The organism is Streptomyces sp. NPDC001970 (assembly GCF_053594115.1).
In genome coordinates, this window is record NZ_JBSFDW010000001.1 from 202,689 (window position 1) to 225,681 (window position 22,993).

At 72.1% G+C, this 22,993-nt stretch carries 21 protein-coding genes and 1 riboswitch; of the genes, 9 read left to right on the plus strand and 12 right to left on the minus strand.

Annotation, left to right across the window (positions count from 1 at the left end):
• The first annotated feature begins 10 nt into the window (after window positions 1-10).
• On the plus strand, window positions 11-1,411 hold the full coding sequence (locus ACWCP0_RS00990) for an FAD-binding oxidoreductase (protein ID WP_451076756.1): 1,401 nt from the start codon (window positions 11-13) through the stop codon (window positions 1,409-1,411).
• 84 nt (window positions 1,412-1,495) lie between these two features.
• The gene (locus ACWCP0_RS00995) at window positions 1,496-2,251 is read left to right on the plus strand and encodes a decaprenylphospho-beta-D-erythro-pentofuranosid-2-ulose 2-reductase (RefSeq protein ID WP_451076757.1); all 756 of its coding nucleotides are present in this window, start codon (window positions 1,496-1,498) and stop codon (window positions 2,249-2,251) included.
• A gap of 34 nt (window positions 2,252-2,285) precedes the next feature.
• On the opposite strand, the gene ACWCP0_RS01000 is transcribed toward ACWCP0_RS00995, so the two are convergent.
• Both ACWCP0_RS01000 and trpS read right to left on the minus strand, forming a co-directional pair.
• Window positions 2,286-2,888: a 2'-5' RNA ligase family protein gene (locus ACWCP0_RS01000; RefSeq protein WP_451076758.1), complete on the minus strand. Its 603-nt coding sequence runs from the start codon at window positions 2,886-2,888 to the stop codon at window positions 2,286-2,288.
• A gap of 80 nt (window positions 2,889-2,968) precedes the next feature.
• A complete protein-coding gene (trpS, locus tag ACWCP0_RS01005) occupies window positions 2,969-3,982 on the minus strand; it encodes a tryptophan--tRNA ligase (RefSeq protein WP_451076759.1) in 1,014 nt (337 codons plus the stop codon).
• A 74-nt stretch (window positions 3,983-4,056) separates the two neighbouring features.
• Here trpS and ACWCP0_RS01010 point away from each other — a divergent pair, with 74 nt between their 5' ends.
• From ACWCP0_RS01010 to ACWCP0_RS01020, 3 genes are all read left to right on the plus strand, one after another.
• A complete protein-coding gene (locus ACWCP0_RS01010) occupies window positions 4,057-4,704 on the plus strand; it encodes an RNA polymerase sigma factor (RefSeq protein WP_451076760.1) in 648 nt (215 codons plus the stop codon).
• Entirely contained in the window at window positions 4,697-5,482 is a 786-nt protein-coding gene (locus ACWCP0_RS01015; protein ID WP_451076761.1) for a hypothetical protein, read from the plus strand. Before ACWCP0_RS01010 ends, ACWCP0_RS01015 begins: the two co-directional genes overlap by 8 nt.
• A gap of 151 nt (window positions 5,483-5,633) precedes the next feature.
• Complete coding sequence (locus ACWCP0_RS01020; protein ID WP_451076762.1) at window positions 5,634-6,302, plus strand: hypothetical protein; 669 nt, start codon at window positions 5,634-5,636, stop codon at window positions 6,300-6,302.
• Between the two features lie 19 nt (window positions 6,303-6,321).
• Here ACWCP0_RS01020 and ACWCP0_RS01025 read toward each other — a convergent pair whose 3' ends face one another.
• Complete coding sequence (locus ACWCP0_RS01025) at window positions 6,322-7,596, minus strand: serine hydroxymethyltransferase (RefSeq protein ID WP_451076763.1); 1,275 nt, start codon at window positions 7,594-7,596, stop codon at window positions 6,322-6,324.
• A 91-nt stretch (window positions 7,597-7,687) separates the two neighbouring features.
• A riboswitch (ZMP/ZTP riboswitch) is annotated at window positions 7,688-7,778 on the minus strand.
• Between the two features lie 215 nt (window positions 7,779-7,993).
• Here ACWCP0_RS01025 and rocD point away from each other — a divergent pair.
• Window positions 7,994-9,202 carry an ornithine--oxo-acid transaminase gene (gene rocD, locus ACWCP0_RS01030; RefSeq protein ID WP_451076764.1) on the plus strand — a complete coding sequence of 403 codons (1,209 nt, stop codon included), beginning with the start codon at window positions 7,994-7,996 and terminating at the stop codon, window positions 9,200-9,202.
• Window positions 9,203-9,430: 228 nt separating this feature from the next.
• On the opposite strand, the gene ACWCP0_RS01035 is transcribed toward rocD, so the two are convergent.
• Entirely contained in the window at window positions 9,431-10,612 is a 1,182-nt protein-coding gene (locus tag ACWCP0_RS01035; protein WP_451076765.1) for a glutathionylspermidine synthase family protein, read from the minus strand.
• 20 nt (window positions 10,613-10,632) lie between these two features.
• On the minus strand, window positions 10,633-10,920 hold the full coding sequence (locus ACWCP0_RS01040) for a hypothetical protein (RefSeq protein ID WP_451077003.1): 288 nt from the start codon (window positions 10,918-10,920) through the stop codon (window positions 10,633-10,635).
• A gap of 133 nt (window positions 10,921-11,053) precedes the next feature.
• Here ACWCP0_RS01040 and ACWCP0_RS01045 point away from each other — a divergent pair, with 133 nt between their 5' ends.
• Window positions 11,054-11,953, plus strand: coding sequence for a hypothetical protein (locus tag ACWCP0_RS01045; protein WP_451077004.1), 900 nt, complete (start codon window positions 11,054-11,056; stop codon window positions 11,951-11,953).
• A 31-nt stretch (window positions 11,954-11,984) separates the two neighbouring features.
• Here ACWCP0_RS01045 and pdxR read toward each other — a convergent pair whose 3' ends face one another.
• A complete protein-coding gene (pdxR, locus tag ACWCP0_RS01050) occupies window positions 11,985-13,403 on the minus strand; it encodes a MocR-like pyridoxine biosynthesis transcription factor PdxR (protein WP_451076766.1) in 1,419 nt (472 codons plus the stop codon).
• Window positions 13,404-13,450: 47 nt separating this feature from the next.
• Here pdxR and ACWCP0_RS01055 point away from each other — a divergent pair, with 47 nt between their 5' ends.
• Together ACWCP0_RS01055 and ACWCP0_RS01060 are read left to right on the plus strand one after the other, a co-directional pair.
• Entirely contained in the window at window positions 13,451-13,942 is a 492-nt protein-coding gene (locus ACWCP0_RS01055; protein ID WP_451076767.1) for a carboxymuconolactone decarboxylase family protein, read from the plus strand.
• A 56-nt stretch (window positions 13,943-13,998) separates the two neighbouring features.
• Window positions 13,999-14,715: an isocitrate lyase/PEP mutase family protein gene (locus ACWCP0_RS01060; RefSeq protein ID WP_451076768.1), complete on the plus strand. Its 717-nt coding sequence runs from the start codon at window positions 13,999-14,001 to the stop codon at window positions 14,713-14,715.
• A 92-nt stretch (window positions 14,716-14,807) separates the two neighbouring features.
• Here ACWCP0_RS01060 and ACWCP0_RS01065 read toward each other — a convergent pair whose 3' ends face one another.
• The 6 genes from ACWCP0_RS01065 to ACWCP0_RS01090 all read right to left on the minus strand — a co-directional run bounded on the left by ACWCP0_RS01065 (window position 14,808) and on the right by ACWCP0_RS01090 (window position 22,858).
• Window positions 14,808-15,770: a glycine betaine ABC transporter substrate-binding protein gene (locus ACWCP0_RS01065; RefSeq protein WP_451076769.1), complete on the minus strand. Its 963-nt coding sequence runs from the start codon at window positions 15,768-15,770 to the stop codon at window positions 14,808-14,810.
• A 27-nt stretch (window positions 15,771-15,797) separates the two neighbouring features.
• Window positions 15,798-17,759, minus strand: a complete 1,962-nt coding sequence (locus tag ACWCP0_RS01070) for an ABC transporter permease (protein ID WP_451077005.1) — start codon at window positions 17,757-17,759, stop codon at window positions 15,798-15,800.
• A 355-nt stretch (window positions 17,760-18,114) separates the two neighbouring features.
• Window positions 18,115-19,164 carry a quaternary amine ABC transporter ATP-binding protein gene (locus tag ACWCP0_RS01075; protein WP_451076770.1) on the minus strand — a complete coding sequence of 350 codons (1,050 nt, stop codon included), beginning with the start codon at window positions 19,162-19,164 and terminating at the stop codon, window positions 18,115-18,117.
• The gene (locus ACWCP0_RS01080; protein WP_451076771.1) at window positions 19,161-20,753 is read right to left on the minus strand and encodes a GMC family oxidoreductase; all 1,593 of its coding nucleotides are present in this window, start codon (window positions 20,751-20,753) and stop codon (window positions 19,161-19,163) included. Before ACWCP0_RS01080 ends, ACWCP0_RS01075 begins: the two co-directional genes overlap by 4 nt.
• Window positions 20,754-20,773: 20 nt before the next feature.
• Window positions 20,774-22,261: an aldehyde dehydrogenase family protein gene (locus ACWCP0_RS01085; protein WP_451076772.1), complete on the minus strand. Its 1,488-nt coding sequence runs from the start codon at window positions 22,259-22,261 to the stop codon at window positions 20,774-20,776.
• Window positions 22,262-22,735: 474 nt separating this feature from the next.
• Window positions 22,736-22,858: a hypothetical protein gene (locus ACWCP0_RS01090; RefSeq protein ID WP_451076773.1), complete on the minus strand. Its 123-nt coding sequence runs from the start codon at window positions 22,856-22,858 to the stop codon at window positions 22,736-22,738.
• Window positions 22,859-22,993 lie beyond the last annotated feature (135 nt).

Below are 22,993 nucleotides of genomic sequence, written 5' to 3' on the forward strand. Positions count from 1 at the left end.
CGTCGCGTGCATGTCTGCCGACTCCCGTGCGACCTCGACGTCGCCATCCCTCGCCGCGGCCCCCGACCAGCTGCCCGTGGCCGTGACGGGCTGGGGTCGCACCGCCCCCTCGGCCGCGCTGCTCGTACGCCCCCGTACGTACGGGGAGGCGGCGGCGGCCGTACGCGGCTGCGGGGCGCGCGGCTCCATCGCGCGAGGGCTGGGACGGGCGTACGGCGACGCCGCGCAGAACGCGGGCGGCGCGGTCCTCGACATGACCGGTCTCGACCGGATCCGCACCATCGACGCGGAGTCGGGCGTCGTGGTGTGCGACGCGGGCGTCAGCCTGCACCGGCTGATGGAGGTGCTGCTGCCGCTCGGCTGGTTCGTACCGGTCACGCCCGGGACCCGCTATGTGACCGTCGGGGGGGCCGTCGGCGCCGACATCCACGGCAAGAACCACCACGTCTCCGGCTCCTTCTGCCGCCATGTGCAGGCGCTGGAACTCCTCACCGCCGACGGCGAGGCACGGACGGCCCTGCCCGGCACGGAGCTCTTCGACGCGACCGCGGGCGGAATGGGCCTGACCGGAGTGATCCTCTCCGCCACGGTCCGGCTGCACCGCGTCGAGACGTCGCTGATGTCGGTCGACACCGAACGGGCCGCCGACCTGGACGACTTGATGGCCCGGCTCACCGTCACCGACCACCGACACCGCTACTCGGTCGCCTGGATCGATCTGCTCGCACGCGGCGCGGCGACGGGGCGCGCGGTCATCACCCGCGGGGAGCACGCGCCCCTCGACGCGCTCCCGCCGCGCGCCCTGCGCCGCCCGCTGGAGTTCCGCCCGGGACGGCTCCCGGCAGCGCCCGGCTTCGTACCGGAAGGACTCCTCGGCCGTACGTCGGTCGCTCTCTTCAACGAGCTCTGGTACCGCAGGGCGCCGCGCTCGCGCACCGGCGAGCTGCAGACGATCTCCACGTTCTTCCACCCCCTCGACGGAGTCCCGCACTGGAACCGGATCTATGGGCGGAGCGGCTTCGTCCAGTACCAGTTCGTCGTCGGGTACGGCCAGGAGGAGGCACTGCGCCGGATCGTGCGGCAGATCTCCCGGCACGGCTGTCCGTCGTTCCTGGCCGTGCTCAAGCGCTTCGGCGAGGGCGATCCGGGCTGGCTGTCGTTCCCCATGCCCGGCTGGACGCTGGCCCTGGACATCCCGGCGGGCCTGCCGGGCCTCGGCGCCTTCCTGGACCGGCTGGACGAGGAGGTGGCGGGGGCCGGGGGGCGGGTGTACCTGGCCAAGGACGCGCGGCTGCGGCCGGAGCTGCTGGCCGCGATGTATCCCCGGCTGGACCGGTTCCGGGCGCTGCGCGCCGAGCTCGATCCGCGCGGGGTGTTCGTCTCGGACCTGTCCCGCCGCCTGTCCCTGTGAGTCTCCGCCTTCTCCCGTGAGAACACCGCCCGTCCCTGCGAGCCGCCGCCCGTTTCCGTGAGTCTCTGTGAGGAGCTTCTCGTCATGAAGGACGCCTTCGGCACCCCCCAGTCCCTGCTGGTCCTCGGCGGTACGTCCGAGATCGGCCTGGCCACGGCGCGCCGCCTGGTGGCCCGCCGTACCCGCACGGTCCGGCTGGCCGGCCGCCCGTCCCCCGCCCTGGACTCGGCCGCGGCCTCGCTCCGCGACCTGGGCGCGGACGTGCGTACGGTCCCCTTCGACGCCCTCGATCCCGCCACCCACGAGGAGGTCCTCGGCAAGCTCTTCGCGGAGGGCGACATCGACATGGTGCTGCTCGCCTTCGGGGTTCTCGGCGACCAGGCGCGGGACGAGGCCGAGCCGCTCTCCGCGGTGCGGGTCGCCCAGACGAACTACACCGGAGCGGTCTCCTCCGGGCTGGTCTGCGCGGCCGCCCTGCAGGCCCAGGGCCATGGCTCGCTCGTCGTGCTGTCGTCGGTCGCGGCCGAGCGGGCCCGGCGGGCCAACTTCATCTACGGGTCGTCGAAGGCGGGCCTGGACGCCTTCGCCCAGGGACTCGGCGACGCCCTGCACGGCACGGGGGTGCACGTGATGGTGGTCAGGCCCGGCTTCGTGCGGTCGAAGATGACGGCGGGTCTGCCGGAGGCGCCGATGGCCACCACCCCGGAGGCGGTCGCCGAGGCGATCGAGACGGGGCTGCGGCGGCGCTCGGAGACGGTGTGGGTGCCCGGGCAGCTACGGCTGGTGATGTCCGCACTGCGGCACGTGCCACGGCCGGTCTTCCGGCGGCTGCCGCTGTGACCGGCGACGTGCCGGGCGATCGGGGCCCGGAGGTCTAACCGGGGGTGACCGGGGTGGCGGCCGGGGCCTCCACCGACGTGGCCTGCGCGGGCACGTTGGAGGCCAGGGCCGCGCCGCTGCCGAAGGCGAACACCCTGAGCTTGCGCCACACGGCGTCCGCGCCCTGCTCGTACAGCGCGAACGACGTGCACGTCCACGCCGCCTCGTAGTCGGCCAGCTCCTCGTACGCCCGGTCCATCGCCTCCTCGGCGATCCCGTGCGCCACGGTCACATGCGGGTGGTAGGGGAACTGCAGCTCCCGGACCAGCGGCCCCGAGGCGTCCCGGACCCGCAGCTGCAGCTGCGTACAGGCCGAGGCGCCCTCGACGACCTTGACGTAGACGACGGGCGAGAGGGGCCGGAAGGTGCCGGTGCCGGCCAGCCGCATCGGGAACGGCGTGCTCGCCGCCGCGACCCGGGTGAGGTGCGCCTCCACGGACGGCAGGGCGGACGCCTCGGCCTCCGTGGGCGGGAGAAGGGTGACGTGCGTGGGGATGCCGTGCGCGGCGGGATCCCCGAAGCCCGCGCGCCGCTCCTGGAGCAGGCTGCCGTAGGGCTCCGGGACCGCGATCGAAACGCCGAGCGTTACGGTCCCCACGTCGTTCTCCTCATTCGTCGGACGGTCGGTGCAGCGCCAGTGTGACCGCTGCACCGCTCCTGTGGCCAGGATCCTTGGACTCAGTGCTTGGCGGGCAGGAAGCCCACCCGGTCGTAGGTCCGCGCGAGGGTCTCGGCGGCGACCGCACGGGCCTTCTCCGCACCCTTGGCGAGGATGGAGTCCAGCGTCTCCGGGTCGTCCAGGTACTCCTGCGTACGGGCCCGGAAGGGTGTGACGAAGTCCACCATGACCTCGGCGAGGTCGGTCTTCAGCGCACCGTAGCCCTTGCCCTCGTACTTCTGCTCCAGTTCCGCGATTGCCGTACCGGTGAGGGTGGAGTAGATCGTGAGCAGGTTGCTGACGCCCGGCTTCTCGTCCTCGTCGAAACGGATGACCGTGTCGGTGTCGGTGACCGCGCTCTTGACCTTCTTGGCGCTGACCTTCGGGTCGTCGAGCAGGTTGACCAGGCCCTTGGGGTTGGCCGTCGACTTGCTCATCTTGGCGGACGGGTCCTGGAGGTCACAGATCTTCGCCGTCTCCTTGAGGATGTACGGCTTGGGGATCGTGAAGGTGTCGCCGAACCGGCCGTTGAAACGCTCCGCGAGGTCGCGGGTCAGCTCGATGTGCTGGCGCTGGTCCCCGCCGACCGGGACCTCGTTCGCCTGGTACAGCAGGATGTCCGCGACCTGCAGGATCGGGTACGTGAAGAGGCCGACGGTGGCGCGGTCGGAGCCCTGCTTGGCGGACTTGTCCTTGAACTGGGTCATGCGGGAGGCCTCGCCGAAGCCGGTGAGGCAGTTCATGACCCAGCCGAGCTGGGCGTGCTCCGGGACATGGCTCTGGACGAACAGCGTGCAGCGCTCGGGGTCGAGGCCCGCGGCGAGCAGCTGGGCGGCGGCGAGGCGGGTGTTGGCCCGCAGCTCGGCCGGGTCCTGCGGGACCGTGATCGCGTGCAGGTCCACCACCATGTAGAAGGCGTCGTGGGACTCCTGCAGCGCGACCCACTGGCGAACCGCGCCGAGGTAGTTGCCGAGATGGAACGAGCCCGCGGTGGGCTGGATTCCGGAGAGCACGCGAGGACTGTCAGAGGCCATGTCCCACATTCTCTCAGGTGCCGCGGACAGGACGGGAACCGATCGCCGGTGGGCGGTGTATCAAGAGTGTGGGCATGCGGGAGGGGACCCTGGAGGGGGGCCGCACTCTGACCGTCGTCGACGAGGCAGCGGTGATCGCGCGCGTACGTTCCGGGGAGCCCGAGGCGTATGCGGAGCTGGTGCGCGCGTACACACAGGTGGCGTTGCGTGCGGCGGTGGCGTGCGGCGCGGGCGCGGACGCGGAGGACGTGGTGCAGACCGCGTTCTTCAAGGCCTATCGGTCACTGGGCGGGTTCCGGGACGGCTCGGCGTTCCGTCCCTGGCTGCTGCGGATCGTCGCCAATGAGACGAGGAACACAGTGCGGTCGGCGGTGCGGATGCGGGCCCTCGCCGGGCGGGAGGCGATGCTGCTGGGCGCCGGCGAGCCGCTGATACCGGACTCGGCGGACCCGGCGGCGGCCGCCGTGGCGGAGGAGCGCCGCGGACGGCTGCTGGCCGCCCTGGACGAACTGGGCGAGGAGCAGCGGCAGGTCGTGATCCACCGCTATCTGCTGGAGCTGGACGAGACGGAGACGGCCCAGGCGCTGGGCTGGCCGCGCGGCACCGTCAAGTCCCGGCTGAACCGCGCGCTGAAGAAGCTGGAGCGGCTGCTGCCGGGCGAGGCTCCGGGCGGGGCCGTGGACGCCCTGGACGGCTCGGGGGGAGGTGAGAAGTGTGGATGACCAGGGGCTTCCGGAGGAGCTGCGGGAGCTGGGACGCCGGCTGCCGGTCCCCGATGTCGACGGCGAGTCGATGGCCGAGCAGGTGCTGGCCCGGATAGTGGCGGAGTCGGTGCCCACGCCGGTGCCGGAACCGGTGCCCGGCCGGGCGTGGCGGGCCGTGGGCTGGGCCCGGCGGCGGTGGCGGGCGCTGACCGTCACGCTGTCCGGCGCCCTGGTCGTGCTCGTGCTCACTCCCCCGGTCCGGGCGACGGTCGCGGACTGGTTCGGCTTCGGCGGCGTCGAGGTGCGGTACGCGCCGTCGGCGACGCCCCCGCCGCCCGAGACGGTGCCGCGCTGCCGCAACCCGGTGTCCCTGGCGGAGGCCGGGCGCCGGGCGGGATTCGTGCCACAAGGGCCCGGCGCGCTGGGTGAGCCTGACGCGGTGTCGGTGAGCGTGGCGTCCGGCGGGCGCCGGATGGTCAGTCTCTGCTGGTACGAGCCGTCGGGGACGCTCAGGCTCGACGTGTTTGCCGCACGGCTCGACCCCTGGTTCGCCAAGCAGGTGCGGGTCCACCCGCAGTGGGTGGAGCTGTCCCGCGGCCGCACGGGACTGTGGTTCGCCGAGCCCCATGTGCTGAGGTTCCCGCTGACCGGCGGCGCCGGGCAGCAGTGGACCGAGTCGCGCCGCACCGCGGGCCCGACGCTGCTGTGGATGTCGGCCGACGAGCGCACCACGCTGCGGCTCGAGGGCGTGGCGGACGCGGACGAGGCGCGGAAGATCGCGGAATCGATGCCCTGAAATCCCCGGCGGGCCGAGGGGAACCGGACCGGCTCGGGCGGTGTACCAGAGGTGACGCGGACGGTGCGGACGGTCCGTACCGGGCGTCGACAGGGCAGGGGGAAGCATGCGACCGCTACGACGACTTGCCGCACTGGTGACGCTGATCGTCATGTCTCTGGGTGCGGCCCTCTTCCTGGCACCGGCCGCGGTGGCCGGGGGCCCGACCAGCGTGCTGGTCGTCTCCCCGGAGAGCGGCGAGACGGCCGCGCTCTACTACTCCGACCGGGAGTACCAGGCGCTGACGGACCTGCTGGGGCAGGGATCGTCGGGCGGCACGGACCGGCCGCCGTCCCTCGACTCCATGACGGGGGTGCGGCAGCTCAATGTGACCTGGATGGCGCACGACATCAGTCCCTGGCGGCTGGACCGGATCTATCCGTCGGACGACGGAGGCACGGTCTGGATCCACTCGGCGCTCGGGCTGCCGGCGTCGTACGACGGCCGGTGGCACAAAGCCACGGAGCCGGCCGCACTGACCGCCCTGCTGAAGAAGCTCGGCGTCATGGGCCGGCGGAGCAGCGAGCACGGCCGCCAGGGCATCCCGCCGCAGTCGTCGTGGGAGGGTGGCGGCGCGTCGCCGGAGGCGGCACCTCCGGCGACGGCCTCGGCCGCCGGAGGCGACGCCCCCGCCGACTGGTGGTGGGCGATACCGGGCCTGGCTGCCGGGACGGTTGTGGGCCTGGCACTCCGCCCGCTCGCTGCCCGGCTGCCACGGCCTCCGTTCACCCGCCGCGAGGACCGGGAGCCGGGCCCGCGCGGGCAGCTGCTGGACGTGTAGCGCTCGCTGCGGCAGAAGGTCAGGCCGGAAGGCCCGGTGCCGGGAAGCCGGACATCAGGTCGGCGACCTCCGCACGGATGGCGGCGAGGGCGTCCTCGTCGCCGTCCCGGGCGGCGGTGACACCGCGGGTGATCCAGTCGGCGACGGCCGGCATGTGCTCGGTGCCGAGGCCGCGGGAGGTGAGGGACGGGGTGCCGATGCGGATGCCGGAGGGGTCGAAGGGCTTGCGGGTGTCATAGGGCACGGTGTTGTAGTTGACGACGATCCCCGCGCGGTCCAGCGCCTTCGCCGCGACCTTGCCCGGGACGTCCTTGGGCGTGAGGTCCATCAGGATCAGATGGTTGTCGGTGCCGCCGGAGACCAGGTCGAAGCCGCGGGCGAGCAGCTCCTCCGCGAGGGCCTTGGCGTTGGCGACGACCGCGTGCGCGTAGTCACGGAAGGAGGGCTGGGCCGCCTCGTGCAGGGCGACCGCGATGGCGGCGGTGGTCTGGTTGTGGGGGCCGCCCTGGAGGCCGGGGAAGACCGCCTTGTCGATGGCCTTCGCATGCTCCTCGCGGGACATCAGCATCGCCCCGCGCGGGCCCCGGAGCGTCTTGTGCGTCGTCGTGGAGATCACGTCCGCGTGCGGCACCGGCGAGGGGTGCGCGCCGCCCGCGATCAGACCGGCGATGTGCGCGATGTCGGCGACCAGCACGGCTCCGGCCTCGCGGGCGATCTCACCGAAGGCGGCGAAGTCGATGGTGCGGGGAAGGGCCGTGCCACCGCAGAAGATGACCTTCGGCCGCTCCTTGAGGGCCAGTTCGCGGACCTCGTCGAAGTCGACGAGGCCGTTGTCCTGGCGTACTCCGTACTGCACGCCGCGGAACCACTTGCCGGTCGCGGAGACGCCCCACCCATGGGTGAGGTGGCCGCCCATCGGCAGGGCCATGCCCATCACGGTGTCGCCGGGCTCGGCGAAGGCGAGGTACACGGCGAGGTTGGCAGGGGAGCCGGAGTAGGGCTGGACGTTGGCGTGGTCGACGCCGAAGACCGCCTTCGCGCGGGCGATGGCGAGCAGTTCGACCTTGTCGATGTTCTGCTGGCCCTCGTAGTAGCGGCGCCCGGGGTAGCCCTCGCTGTACTTGTTCTGCAGGACGGTGCCGGAGGCTTCGAGCACCGCCCGCGAGACGTAGTTCTCGCTGGGGATGAGCCGCAGCGTGTCCGCCTGCAGCCGCTCCTCGGCGCCGACGAGTGCGGCCAGCTCGGGGTCGGTGGCGGTGAGCGCGGGATGGTTGGGCTGGGTGGGGAGTGTCATGGCGTCCTCCGGGCAGGCAGTCGGTGTCCCCGAGGTGCCGCCGGGAGTCCCCGCCGAAGGCGGAGATTGGCAGCACCCACGGGAATGTGTCCCTCGGTGCCCAGGCGGGCGGCACCTTGTCGGTTCTGCCGCACACGGCTCCCCCGCGGTCCGTTCCGCGTACGCCAGTCGCCGTGCGTATCGCCCACACTACTCGCGGCGGCGTCGGAGCCCGGCCACGGGTTCCCAAACCGCAGGGAAACGGGAAGGTCTCCGGCGAGCCGCTTCCGAAGCTCAATGTTTCTTCACGCGGTAGCCGAGCGACGATAGAAAGGGGCACCACCCCGGCCTGGTCCGGGCCTCATCCGGGCCCCGGGCCTGTCCGACCGACCCACGCCGCAGGACGAACGGAGACCCCGTGTCTGCTACGGAGAGAGCGATCGCCTCCGCGGAGGCGCACAGCGCCCACAACTACCACCCGCTGCCCGTCGTGGTCACCTCGGCGGAAGGCGCGTGGATGACGGACGTCGAGGGGCGCCGCTACCTCGACATGCTCGCCGGGTACTCGGCGCTCAACTTCGGCCATGGCAACCGGCGGCTCATCGACGCCGCGAAGGCCCAGCTGGAGCGGGTGACGCTGACGTCCCGGGCGTTCCACCACGACCGGTTCGCCGATTTCTGCACCCAGCTCGCCGAGCTGTGCGGCATGGAGATGGTGCTGCCCATGAACACCGGGGCGGAGGCGGTGGAGACCGCCGTGAAGACCGCCCGCAAGTGGGGGTACAAGGTCAAGGGCGTCCCGCCGGGCCAGGCGAAGATCGTCGTCGCGGCCAACAACTTCCACGGCCGCACGACCACGATCGTCAGCTTCTCCACCGACCCGGAGGCCCGCGCCGACTTCGGCCCGTACACGCCGGGCTTCGAGATCGTCCCGTACGGCGACCTGACCGCCCTGCACCGGGCGTGCAGCGCGAACACGGTGGCCGTGCTGCTGGAGCCGATCCAGGGCGAGGCCGGGGTCCTGGTGCCGCCGGCCGGCTATCTGGCCGGGGTGCGGGAGCTGACCCGCGAGCGGAACGTGCTGTTCATCGCGGACGAGATCCAGTCGGGCCTGGGCCGCACCGGCCGCACCTTCGCCTGTGAGCACGAGGGTGTCGTCCCCGACATGTACATCCTGGGCAAGGCGCTGGGCGGCGGTGTCGTCCCCGTCTCGGCGGTCGTCTCCTCGACCGAGGTGCTCGGGGTCTACCAGCCCGGTGAGCACGGTTCGACCTTCGGCGGCAATCCACTGGCCTGTGCCGTGGCGCTGGAGGTCATCGCGATGCTGCGGACCGGCGAGTTCCAGCAGCGCGCCACCGAGCTGGGCGAGCACCTCCACCACGAGCTTGGCCTGCTGGTCGGCGGCGGGGCCGTGGAGGCGGTGCGCGGGCGCGGGCTGTGGGCCGGGATCGACATCGTCCCGTCGCACGGCACGGGCCGGGAGATCTCCGAGAATCTGATGGAACGCGGTGTGCTGGTGAAGGACACGCACGGTTCGACGATCCGGATCGCGCCCCCGCTGGTGATCAGCAAGGAGGACCTGGACTGGGGCCTCGACCAGCTGCGCGCGGTGCTGGCCGGCGAGTGAGCCCGCGGGCGGTGGCCCGGGGCCGCGGGGCCCGGCCCACCGCCCGCGGCAGGACGTGCCGGGCTCGCGTACGAGTGCACGCGGGCCCGGCCTGTACGGACTGTCCGTCCTGTCCGTCCTGTCCGTCCTGTCCGGCCGGATCGGCCGGATCGGCCGGATCGGCCGGATCGGCCGGACAGGGCAACCTGGCGACAGGGGGCCGGGCACAGGGCCCGAGCGATCACATCGCTACAGGATCACGTGCGGCAGGAAGCGCGCGTACTCGTCCGTGACCAGCCCTGCCGACTCACGGATCCCGAGCCCCGCCGCCTCGCCCTCGACGACCCATGCGCCGAGCACGACCCTGTTGCCGTCGAAGTCGGGCAGCGGCGCCAACTCCTGGTAGCAGCAGGCCTCTTCCCGTACCACCGGCTCCGCGCCCGGTTCGTGGATCGTGACGCCCGCACCCTCGCGACCCAGCAGCGGCTTGGCGACGTAGCCGCCGGTGGCGGCGAGTTCGCGCGGACCGTCGAGATACGCGGGCAGCAGGTTCGGATGCCCCGGATACAGCTCCCACAGCACCGCGAGCAGCGCCTTGTTGGAGAGCAGCATCTTCCAGGCGGGCTCGATCCAGCAGGTGGTGCCGGTGCCGCCGCCGTTGTCCAGGGTGTCGAGGACGTACGGCCCGAAGCGGTCGGTGGTCAGCCACTCCCACGGGTAGAGCTTGAAGCAGCTGCGGATGAAGCGCAGCCGGTCGTCCACGAAGCGCCCCGAGAGCCGGTCCCAGCCGATCCGTTCGACCGACAGCGCCTGGGTGGCGAGCCCGGCCTGCTGGGCGGTCTCACGCAGATACGCGACCGTCATCAGGTCCTCGCCGAGCTCGTCCCCGTCGGAGTGCACGAAGTGCACCGGGCCGGGCGGCAGCAGCGGCGCCTGCCGCTTCCAGGCGTCGACGAGCCGCTCGTGCAGGGAGTTCCACTGGTCGGCGCCGGGGAAGCGATCCTCCATCCAGAACCACTGCGGGCTGGCCGCCTCCACGAGCGAGGTCGGGGTGTCGGCGTTGTACTCCAGCATCTTGGCCGGGCCCGTGCCGTCGTAGCGCAGGTCGAACCGCCCGTAGAGGGAGGGCAGTTCGTCGCGTCGGCGCCAGGACTCGGCGACCCGTCTGGCCAGCCGCCGGTCGCCGATGCCGAGGTCGGCGAAGCGGTTGTGCTCCACGATGTGCGCGGCCGCGGCCAGACACATCGCGTGCAGTTCCTCGACGACCTCCTCCAGCGCCTCGACCTCGGGCAGCGAGAACTCGTAGTACGCGCTCTCGTCCCAGTACGGCCGCAGCGAGCCGTCCGGGTAGCGGGTGAGCGGATAGACGAGCCCTTGCTCCTCGACGGTCTCCTGCCAGCCGGGGCGCGGTTCCGTGGTGTGACGCTTCATCGGTGGCTACGTGTCCCGGCTCAGCCGCCGCCGCTGCTGGAACCGCCGAAACCGCCGGTGTCCACCGCCGACTTGTCGTAGCTGCCGCCCGAGACCTTGCCGCTGCGGATGCTGCCGCCGTAGTGGTGACGGCCGGACGTGTGCCCGTCGCCGTCGTCGTCCTCGCACTCGTAGTCGGGCAGGACCTCGTACGTCACCGGGTCGACGCACCGCTCGTCCGGCTCCGAACCGCAGGATGTGAGCGTCGCCGCGAGCACCCCCATCCCACCGAGCACCACTGTGCCCGACCTCAGCCTGCGCCGCGCCATCCTTCCGGCCTCCCCGTCCTTGTACACATCAAGCCAGTCAACGAATCGCCGCACAGACTAGATGGCCGCGCCGCCCCGCCGTAAGACCGGTCCGCCAACCGTCCGCAACTAGAGTCACTTTGTGTTCTTTGGGATGCTCTGCGCTCTCGCCTCGTCGGTCTGCTACGGCCTGGCCACCGTCTTCCAGGCGGTCGCCGCCCGTGCCGTCGTCGATCCGGCGACGACGTCGGGGGTGGACCCCGCGCTGTTCCTGCGCGCGGTGCGGCAGTGGCGGTATCTCGTCGGGCTCTGCCTGGACGGGGCGGGCTTCGCACTGCAGATCGTGGCGCTGCGGCTGATCCCGATCTACGCGGTGAGCGCGGCGCTCGCGGCGAGCCTGGCGGTGACGGCGGTGTCCGCGACGCGGGTGCTGTCCGTGCGGCTCGGCCGCACCGAGTGGGCCGCGGTCGGCGTGGTCTGCGCGGGCCTCGGGATGCTGGGGCTCGCCTCGGGTCCCGAGGGCCAGGCATCGGCGCCGCCCGAGCTGAAGTGGGTGCTGCTCGCCACGTCGGTCGCGGTCCTGCTGATCGGCGTGGCGGCCGGCCGGCTGCCGGGCCGCGCCCGGGCGCTGGTGCTGGGCCTGGGCGCCGGCATCGGCTTCGGAGTGCCGGAGGTGGCGGTGCGGCTGCTGGACTCGGTGGACTTCACGAGCCCGGCGCTGTACGCGCTGCTGCTCGGCGGGGCGGCGGGGTTTCTGCTGCTCACCTCGGCTTTTGCGCGGGGCTCGGTGACCACGGCGACGGCGGGTCTGGTGCTGGCGGAGACCCTCATCCCCTCGGCGGTGGGGGTGATCTGGCTCGGTGACCGTACGCGCGAGGGGCTCGCGTGGCTCGCGATCACGGGGTTCGCGCTCTCGGTGGTCGGGGCGCTGACGCTGGCCCGCTTCGGCGAACTCCCGGCGCCGGCGGGGGACGCGGGCCCGGGGCCGGGTCCCGGCCCGGGCCCGGCGCCCGAATCCGCCGGAGCGAACGACGGCCCACCGACACGGGGGTAGGCCCCTGCGTCCGCCCGCGACGATGCCCCGCTCACGGCAGCACCCTGCACAGCGCATCCAGCGCACCCGACCACGCGCTGTCCGGCGGCGTCCCGTAGCCCACGACGAGGGCGTCGCGGTCGAGGGCGGTGGAGGGATGGCGCAGGCTGGAGAGGCCCTCCAGGGCGAGGCCCTGCCAGGCCGCCGCCTGGACGACCGTGCTCTCCGTGCCCGCGGGGAGTTCGAGGACCGCGTGCATCCCGGCCGCGATGCCGCTGACCCGGATGTCCGGGGCACGTTCCGCGAGCGCCTCGACGAGCTGGTCGCGGCGGCGCCGGTAGCGCAGCCGCATGCCGCGCACGTGCCGGTCGTACGCACCCGACGCGATGAACTCCGCGAGCGTCAGCTGGTCCGGCGTCCCCGACGCCCAGTCCGACTCGCCCTTCGCCTCCGCGACCTCGGCCGCCAGCCCCTCCGGAAGCACCATCCAGCCCAGCCGCAGCCCGGGTGCCAGGGACTTGCTCGCCGTCCCCAGATAGACGACCCGGTCCGGGTCGAGGCCCTGCAGCGCACCGACCGGCTGGCGGTCGTAGCGGAACTCCCCGTCGTAGTCGTCCTCCAGGATCAGCCCGCCCGCGCTCCGCGCCCAGTCGACGACTGCGGCCCGCCGGTCGGCGTGGAGCGCGACCCCCATCGGGAACTGGTGCGCGGGCGTGAGCAGCACCGCGCCCACTCCCTTCAGCCCTGCCAGCTCGTCGGTCCGCGTGCCGTGCTCGTCGAAGGGCAGTACGGGCAGCCTCAGCCCCGCGTCCGTCAGCCGCTGCCAGTGCAGATCGAGTCCGTACGACTCGACCGCCACCTCCCGCACCCGGCGCCGGTGCAGCACGGTCGCGAGCAGCATCAGCCCGTGGATGAAGCCGGAGCAGATGACGATGCGGTCCGGATCCGCGGACACCCCGCGGGCCCGCGCGAGATAGTCCGCGAGGACGGTACGCAGCTCGATGCGCCCGCGCGCGTCGCTGTAGCCGAAGGCCTCGTGCGGGGCGGCGGTCAGGGCGCGCCGCGCCGCCTTGAGCCATTCGGCGCGCGGGAACGAGCCGAGGTCGGGCGAGCCGGGCATCAGGCTGTACATGGGCCCCGGGCGCGCGGGCCGCGCCCGCCGGGCGCTGGGCGCCGGCTTGCTCGGGGTGGCGCGGCGGGCGACGCGGGTGCCCGAGCCCTGGCGGGCGGTGAGCCAGCCTTCGGCGACGAGTTCGGCGTACGCGTCGGCGACGGTGTTACGGGCGAGGCCCAGGTCGGCGGCGAGCGTACGGGACGACGGCAGCCGGGTGCCGGGGGCCAGCCGCCCGGTGCGCACGGCGTCGCGCAGAGCGTCCATGAGGCCCGTGCGCAGCCCGGAGCCGCGCAGCTCGATATGGAGGTCGGCCCCGTTGGTCGCCTCGGACGCGGAAGTGGCCCAGTCATCCGTCATGGGATTGGACCATACCGAGGTGCCACATGGCACGTACGGTCGTATCCATGACGACGGACGAGTTCAACCCCGAGCACACCCCCCGCATGGAGTGGGCGAAGCACGCTCCCGAGGTCTACAAGGCCATGGTCCGGCTGGACGCGGCCGCCCGGAAGGGCCTCGACCCGGTGCTGCTGGAGCTGGTCAAGATCCGCGCCTCGCAGCTCAACCACTGTGCCTTCTGCCTCGACATGCACACGAAGGACGCGATCGCGGCGGGGGAGTCGGTGGACCGGATCATCCAGCTGGTCGCGTGGGAGGAGTCGCAGCACTTCTACACGGCGAAGGAGATCGCCGCGCTCGAGCTCACGGAGGCGGTGACCGTGCTGACCGACGGATTCGTCCCGGACGAGGTGTACGAGAAGGCCGCGAAGCACTTCGAGGAGGCGGAGCTGGCCCAGCTCGTCGCCGCGATCGCGGTGATCAACACCTGGAACCGCTTCGGCGTCACCCACCGGCTGGTGCCCGGCCACTACACGCCGGGACAGTTCAAGCACTGAGCAGCGGACCGGGGCCGGTTCAAGCTGTGCAGCGGACCGAGCCAGGAGGGCGGCACATGCCGGTGAACGACTTCCGCGCCCTGCACCACGGCCGCGCCCCCGAGGACCCCCTCGTGCTGCCCGGTCCATGGGACGCGGCGAGCGCCCGCGTCTTCGCGGACGCCGGCTTCCCTGCCCTGGCCACGCCGAGCGCGGGGGTCGCGGCCTCGCTCGGGTACGAGGACGGGCAGACGCCCGCGGACGAGATGTTCGCAGCGGTCGCCCGCATCGTCCGGGCCGTGGACGTCCCCGTCTCCGCGGATGTCGAGGCGGGCTACGGCCTGCCTGCCGAGGAGCTGGTGGAGCGGGTCCTCGGCACCGGCGCGGTGGGCATCAACCTGGAGGACTCGAGCCCCGGCAGGGTCCTCGTCGACCCGCGGCGCCAGGCGGAGCGGCTCGCGGAGGTACGGGCCGAGGCGGGCGGCGCGCTCTTCCTCAACGCGCGCGTCGACACCTTCATCAGCGGGGTCGCCGATCCGGAGGCGGCGATCGAGCGGGGCCTGCTGTACGAGGCTGCGGGCGTGGACTGTGTGTACCCGATCGGGGCACCGGCGGACGCCCTTCCGCGCCTCCGCGAGGCACTCACGGGGCCGATCAACGTGGGCAGGTTCCCCGGATCCCCGGAGAACCCCGAACTGGGCCGCCTGGGCGCGACCCGCATCACCTTCGGCCCCGGCCTGCTGCTGCGGACGCTGGAGACCCTCCGCGCCCTGGCGGCATCACTGCGCACCTGACGGTGCCGTCCTCGGCAACCGCCCCGCACGGGGCGCCCCCTGTGGGCCCGGCCTCGGCCCGGGCCCACAGGGGGACGGGGGCAACGGCCCCGTCACTTCTTCGGAAGCCACGCCTTCCAGGTGGACTCGTTCGCCTTCACCCACTTCTCCGCCGCCGCCTCGGGCGACAGCTTCTGGTCCGCGATCATCAGCGCGACCTCGTTCTGCTGCTCGGTCGTCCACGTGAAGTTCTTCAGGAACTCGGCGGCCTCGCCGCCCTCCTTCGCGAAGTCCGCGTTGAAGAACTTCTGCAGCGGGGTGTTCGGGTACGCGCACGCGACCTTCTTCGGGTCGGCGTCGCAGCCCTCCGTGTACTCGGGGAGCTTGACCTCGACGAGGTCGATCTGGGCGTTGAGCCACTGCGGGGTCCACCAGTACGTCAGGAAGGGCTTCTTCTCCTTCGCGTACTTCTTGATCGCCGTGATCTGGGCGGCCTCGGAGCCCGAGTAGTTCGTCTTCAGGTTCAGCTTCAGATTGCTGATGATCGCATCGTCGTTGGTGACGTAGTCGGGCGAGCCCTCCAGGATCTCGCCCTTGTCGCCGCTCTCCGCGGTTCTGAAGTCCTTGGCGTACTTGTTGAGGTTCTTCCAGTCCGTGACGTCGGGGTGCTGGTCGGCGAAGTACTTGGGCACGAACCAGCCGATGTGCCCGGTGACGCCGAGGTCACCGCCCTTGACGACCGTCTTCTTCGTCTCGACGTACTGCTTCTCCTCCTTCGGGTGGCCCCAGTCCTCCAGGATCGCGTCGGTGTCGCCCTTGGACAGCGCGTCCCAGGCCAGCACCTCGCCCATCTGCTGGGTCTTGACGGTGTAACCGAGCTCCTTCTCCAGGATGTGCTGGGCCACGGCCACGTTGGCCTGGGCGCCGACCCACGAGGGGACGGTCAGTTTCACGGTTTTCCCGCCGCCCGCGTCGTTGCTCTTGCCGGTGTCGGCGGCGCCGCAGGCGGTGAGGGAGAGGATGCCGAGGGCGCCGGCGACGGCCACAGCGGTACGGAGGGGACGAACGGTACGCATGGTGCTCCTGTCAAGAGAGGGTGAGGGTCAGCGGTCGGTGCGGGAGGTCCGCTGCGTGATCCGGTCCAGGACGAGGCCGAGGCAGACGATCGCGATCCCGGCCGTCATCCCGATGCCCATCTCGCCCCGGGAGAGGCCCTTCACGACGTCGTACCCGAGCGCCCCGCCGCCCACGAGGCCGCCGACGACGACCACGGCCAGCACGAGCACCACGCCCTGGTTGACGGCGAGTTGCAGGGCCGGGCGGGCCAGGGGCAACTGCACCTGCAGCAGCTGCTGCCGGGTGGAGGCCCCGAGCGAGCGGGAGGCCTCCAGCGCGGCCGGGTCGACCTCGCGCAGGCCCTGGGTGGTGATGCGGACGACGGCGGGCAGCGCGTAGACGACGGCCGCGACGATCGCCGACGTACGCGTGGCGCCGAAGAGCGCGACCACCGGGATCAGATAGACGAACTGCGGCATCGTCTGCATCGCGTCGAGCAGCGGTCGCAGCCAGCGCTCCAACCGCCCGGCCCGCGCGCACAGCATGCCCGTGAGGAAGCCCAGCACCAGCGTGACCACCAGCGCGGCCAGCACCTGGGAGAGCGTGTCCAGGGACCTCGTCCAGACGCCGAGCACCCCGATCGCGCTCATTGCGGCGGTCGCGGTGAGCGCGGAGGTCCAGTTGCCGACGAGCCACGCCACGGCGGCGACGAGCAGCAGCACCGACCACCACGGCAGCCAGAGCAGGGTGTCCCGGAGCGGGTTGAGGATCCACAGCGTGAACTCCCGCGCCCAGACCTCCGTGAACGTCAGGTTCTCGGTGATCCACTCCTGCGCCTTGTTGACCGGCGTCGAGATGTCGTACGTCCACGCCTCGGGCCACGCCGCGGTGCGGACGGCGGCCGCGGCACCGACCGCGACCAGCACCAGCGCCCAGGCCCGGCCGCCGTGCAGCCAACTCCCCGCGCGCGGGGGCAGGCCGCCGATGCGGTCGCCGGCGGCCGCTGTCGTACGGTCCAGCCAGATGGCGATCAGGACGATCGGGACGCCCGCGGCGAACGCCTTGCCGACGTCCGTCGTCGACAGCGCCGAGTACACCTCCTCGCCCAGGCCGCCCGCCCCGACGAGGGCGGCGATGACGACCATGGACAGCGCCATCATGATCGTCTGGTTGAGGCCGAGGAGCATCTGCCGGCGGGCGAGCGGCAGCCGGGCCGTCCACAGCCGCTGCCGGCCGCTCGCGCCGAGCGACGCGGAAGCCTCCAGCGCGGCCGGGTCGGCGCCGCGCAGGCCGAGCGCGGTGAGGCGGGCCATCGGCGGGGCCGCGTAGATCACCGTGCAGAAGAGCGCGGCCGGCGTGCCCGTGCCGAAGACCAGCACGAAGGGGAGGAGATACGCGAACGCCGGCAACACCTGCATCGTGTCCAGCACCGGCTGCAGCGCACGGTCCACGCGGTCGGAGACCCCGGCCAGGAGCCCGATCAGCGCGCCCAGGACAGCGGCGACGGCCACGGACACCACCATCAGCGCGATGGTGATCAGCGTGGCGTCCCACATCCCGAGCAGCCCGCACACGGCGAACGCCCCGAGCGCGGTGAGCGCCACGCGCGACCCGCGGAGCCCGAGCCCGGCGGCCCGCCACGCGGTCAGGACGCCGGCAGCGAGGACGCCGAGCCAGCCGAGCGCGTCGAGCAGCCGGTGGACGGCGTCGACCGCGTCGGTGGCCGTGTTGGACAGGTGCAGGAGGAAGTACAGGAAGAGGGGGTGGGTGTCGCGGTTGTCGATGACCCATGCGTTGGCGTCGTCGAGCGGCTGCGAGATGTCGACGGTCAGGCCGGAGGGCCAGCTTCCGCCCCCGAGCAGGGCGATGCCGAGCACGACGAGCACGGCGACGGACGCGGTGGCCGCGCCGCCTGCCATGAGCCGGCGCCGGCGCCGTACGGGCTCGGGTGCCGGGCGCCCGCCCACGGCCTTGACGGTCTTGGACACGTCGTCCACGGTGACGCTCATCGCTGACACCGCCATGCCTGAAGCAGACCCGGAACCGCCCGGTCGGCCGCAGTGTCCGTCCTCGAAGGCCGGACGGCCTCGAGACGACCAGGCACCACCCCGTCGCCCGGAGCGTCCGTCCTCGAACGACGGACAGGCTGATGGTGGGGCGGTACCGACGAGTCGACCCGCATGTCCGTCCTCGAACGACGGACGGGATCGATCGGCGCCTGCCGAGCGGGCTCCCAAGGAGCGCCGGTCGTGAACGAGGCCCACGGGCCGGGACGGAGCCCCGAAGTCGGGGTCAGGGGCGGAGCTCCGGCGGGGGCTGGGGCGGAGCCCCGGTTCGGGAAGGGACGGGGTGGGGAAAACACGCTCACGCCGCCACCTCCCCCACCGGCACGCCCGCCACCACCGCGAGCAGCGCCGCATGGTCGACGATGCCCAGGCACCGGCCCTCGTCCATCACCCGGGCCGGGACACCCGCGCGGGCGACCGCGTCGATGGCCTGGGCCACCGTCGCGTCGGGCGGCACCGCGGGCCCGCCCGCGTCGGCGTCGGACGCGTCCGCCGGGCGCATCGCCGTGCGGACGGTCATGACCTGTTCGCGCGGGACGTCGCGGACGAAGTCCCGTACGTAGTCGTCGGCGGGCGAGCCGACGATCTCCTCGGGCGTGCCGAGCTGCACGATCCGTCCGTCCCGCATGAGCGCGATCCGGTCGCCGAGACGCAGCGCCTCGCCCAGGTCATGGGTGATGAAGACCATCGTGCGGCCTTCCTCGTGGTGCAGCCGTACGACCTCGTCCTGCATGTCGCGGCGGATCAGCGGGTCGAGCGCGCTGAACGGCTCGTCGAAAAGGAGCACTTCAGGGTCGACGGCGAGCGCCCGCGCCAGCCCGACGCGCTGCTGCTGGCCGCCGGAGAGCTGCCCGGGACGGCGGTGTTCGAGTCCCTCCAGGCCGACCTTGGCGACGACCTCCGCCGCCCTGGCGCGCCGCTGCGCACGGCGCATGCCCTGGATCTCCAGCCCGTACGCGACGTTGTCGAGCACGGACCGGTGCGGCAACAGCCCGAAGTGCTGGAAGACCATCGAGGCGCGGTGCCGGCGCAGCTCGCGCAGCCGGGACTTGTCCATCGACAGCACGTCCTCGCCGTCGATCGCGATCGACCCGGACGTCGGTTCGATGAGCCGGGTCAGGCACCGGACGAGCGTGGACTTGCCGGAACCGGACAGGCCCATGACGACGAAGACCTCGCCGCGCCGGACGTCGAAGCTGACGTCGCGTACGGCTGCGGTGCAGGCGGTGCGGTCGCGCAGCTCGGTGGGGCTCAGCGCAGCGAGCTCCGGGGATCCGGGCACCCGCCGGGCCCGCGGCCCGAAGACCTTCCACAGGTCGCGCACTGCGAATACGGACGGCTCGGTCATCGTGCCTCACTTCCGGTCTGCGGCTGCGTCTGCGCCTGCCGCATCGGCTGCGTCTGCAGCAGTTCCGCGCATTTCTCGCCGACCATCAGAACCCCGATCATCGGGTTCACGGCGGGCATCGTCGGGAAGACGGAGGCATCGGCGATACGGATTCCGTCGAGCCCCCGCACCCTCAAGTCCGGTGACACTACGGCACGTTCATCGGTGGGAGCCCCCATTCGGCAGGTGCCGGCGGGGTGGTACACGGTGTGCGCGACCTTGCGCGCGTACTCGCTCAGCTCCTCGTCGCCCGTCACCTCGGGCCCGGGGCACACCTCCCGCTTCAGCCACTCGGCGAGCGGCGCGGTCTTCGCGATCTCGCGCGCGAGGCGGATGCCGTCGACGAGGGTGCGGCCGTCGTGGTCGTCCTCGTCCGTGAAGTACCGGAAGTCGAGGGCGGGCTTGGTCTCCGGGTCCGCGCTGGTGAGGTAGAGACGGCCGCGGCTGCGCGGCTTGGGGATGTTCGGGGTCATCGACACACCGTGCGGCGGGCGTTCGTAGCCGAGCCGCTCCGGATTGTCGGTGAACGGTATTTGGTAGAAGTGGAACATCAGGTCAGGGCCCCGGTGCTCGGGATCACGGCGTACGAAGAGCCCGGCGTCGGAGTCCATCGCCGAGTTCTCGGGGATCGGCCCGTGGGTCTCCCAGACGATCACCGACTCGGGGTGGTCGAGGAGGTTCTCACCGACGCCCGGCAGGTCGTGCACGACGGGTATGCCGAGGGCTTCCAGATCGGCCTCGGGCCCGATGCCCGAGTGCAGCAGGAGCCGCGGGGTGTCGACGGCGCCCGCGCAGACGACGACTTCGCGCCGCGCCCGTACGAAGCGCTCCGCCCCGTCCTTCGCGCGGACATGGACACCTGCCGCGCGCCGGGTGCCCGGGGCCAGCTCCAGCCGGTACGCCCAGGTCTCCAGCAGCAGCGTGAGGTTCGGCCGCTCGTCCATCACCGGATGCAGATACGCGACGGACGCCGACGACCGCTTGTTGTTCTCCGGGTGGTACGCGAGGTCGAAGAAGCCGACGCCTTCGTGGAAGGGCTCCCTGTTGAAGCCCTCGATGCGAGGAACGTCGAGCGCGGTCTGGGCGGCGTCGACGAAGTCGCGGGCGATGGCGTTACGGTCAGCCTCGTCGACCGGCACGATGTGGTTGAGCAGCCGGTCGTAGTAGGGGCCCATGGCGGCGGCGTCCCAACCGTCCGCCCCCGCCTCCGCCCACTCGTCCCAGTCGGACGGCAGCGGCTTGAAGGCGATGAGGGTGTTGTGCGAGGAGCAGCCGCCGAGGACGCGGGCGCGGCTGTGCCGGATATGGGAGTTGCCGCGGGGCTGTTCGGTGGTGGGGTAGTCGTAGTCGAGTTCGCCGCCGAGGAGCCCCATCCAGCGGCGCAGCGTGAGGACGTCCTCACGGTCGGCGTCGCTCGGGCCGCCCTCGATGACGGCGACGGTGACGTCCGGGCTCTCGGTGAGGCGGGAGGCGATGACGGATCCGGCGGTGCCGCCCCCGACGACGACATAGTCGTACTCGTACTCGCGTTCGTGCTCGTGCTCGGTCATGCTCTTGGTGCTCCCCGTGATCAGCCCGCGAACCAGCGCACGGGGCGCGGGGCGAGGTTCTGATAGATGTGCTTGGTCTCGCGGTACTCGGCGAGACCGGCGGGCCCCAGCTCACGCCCGATGCCCGACTTGCCGAAGCCGCCCCACTCCGCCTGCGGGAGATAGGGGTGGTAGTCGTTGATCCACACGGTCCCGTGCCGCAGCCGCCCTGCGACGCGCCGCGCCCGTCCGGGGTCACCGCTCCAGACGGCGCCCGCGAGCCCGTACTCGGTGTCGTTGGCGAGGGCGACGGCCTGGTCCTCCGTAGCGAACGTCTCGACGGTCAGAACCGGCCCGAAGACCTCCTCGCGGACGACGCGCATCTCGCGGTGGCAGTGGTCGAGGACGGTGGGCCGGTAGAAGTAACCGGGCCCGTCGGGCCGCGTTCCCCCGGCGCGCAGCACCGCCCCTTCCGCCAGCGCGGAGGCCACGTACTCCTCGGTCTTCGCCAGCTGCTGCGCCGATACGAGCGGGCCGCACTCGGCGTCCTTGTCGGTGCCGCGGCCGAGGCGGATCTTCTCGGCGCGGCGCGCGAGTTCCGCGACGAAGCGTTCGCGCAGGGACTCCTCGACGATGAGGCGGGAGCCGGCGGAGCAGACCTGGCCGCTGTGGATGAAGGCGGCGTTCAGCGCCTGGTCGACAGCGGTGTCGAAGGCATCGTCGGTCGCGCACGCGTCGGCGAAGACGACGTTGGGGTTCTTGCCGCCGAGCTCCAGGGCGACCTTCTTGACGTTGTCGGCGGCGGCGCGCATCACCTTCCTCCCGCTGGCCAGTCCGCCGGTGAACGACACGAGGTCGACGTCCGGGTGCTCGGCGAGGCGGGCTCCGACGGAGTGGCCGGGGCCGGTGACGATGTTGGCGACGCCGTCCGGGAGACCGGCCTCACGGAGGAGCCGGACGAGGGCGACGGTGGTGAGCGGAGTGAGCTCGCTGGGCTTGACGACGAAGGTGTTGCCCGCGGCGAGGGCCGGGGCGATCTTCCAGCTCGCCTGGAGCAGCGGATAGTTCCACGGGGTGATGAGCGCGCAGACGCCGACGGGCTCGTGCACGACCACGCTGTGGATGTCACTCGACCCGGCGTCGACGACGCGCCCGTTCTCGTTCACGACCAGGTCGGCGAAGTACGCGAACGCGTCGGCGACGCAGTCGACGTCGATGCGGCCTTCCTCCAGCGTCTTGCCCGCGTCCCGGCTCTCCAGGAGCCCGAGCTCCTCGCGGTCCCGCCTGAGCAGCCCGGCGACGCGCCGCAGCAGCGCGGCCCGCTCGGCCACGGGCGTACGGGGCCACTCCCCCTGGCCCCGGTCGAACGCACGGCGTGCGGCGGCGATCGCGGCGTCGGCGTCCTCGGCCCCGCCTTCCGCCACGACCGCGAAGACGGTGGCGTCGACGGGATCGAGGATCTCTCGTGTGGCTCCGCAGGCGGCTTCACGCCACTCTTCACCCACGTGGATGGTCAGTTGTGCCGACACGTCGCGTTTGGCCTTCCGTTCCCGTTACGTTCCCCACCAGTAACAACCGGTGATCGGGAGCCCTGCCCCGGGGGGCGGAAAGCATGCGCAACGCGTTCTCGGAAGTGGCCTGATTCACTCCTGGCCGGTTGCACCGCCGTACGCCCGGCGGTGCAACCACCGCGGACCGCAGGCCGCCGGGGTCCGCGCCGACAGCGACAGGCGGGCCACGCCGCAGCCCGGTGAACTGGGCACATACGCCTGCGGCAGTCGAACGGAAGCACCCTCTTGACATCGGACAAATCGGGAGGATACTTACAGCTACACCAGAGAACCAGAGACGAGCCATACGCGTCGGAGGAGACGTCCGAAGATCCGCGTGACCCATCCCTCGACTCCGGTTAGGCCCCCGGCAGAAAGCACGAGGACCGGAGTCTCAGCGACGACTGGGACACGGAAATCGGTGCGGACTACCGGGGACTGTTTTGTCTCCGGTCATTTCTTCGAACCCCTGGCGACGACGAAGGCCCTCAGGCGCGCAGCGCCGGGAGCGAGCGCCGGCCAGCCGCCGTGGAAGTCGAGCACCGCGAAGGCCGACGTCGGGAACTTCTCGGTCATCCGGGCGAGGGCGTCGCCCTCGGCCTCACCGCTGAGATGTTTTGTCTCCGGTCATTTCTTCGAACCCCTGGCGACGACGAAGGCCCTCAGGCGCGCAGCGCCGGGAGCGAGCGCCGGCCAGCCGCCGTGGAAGTC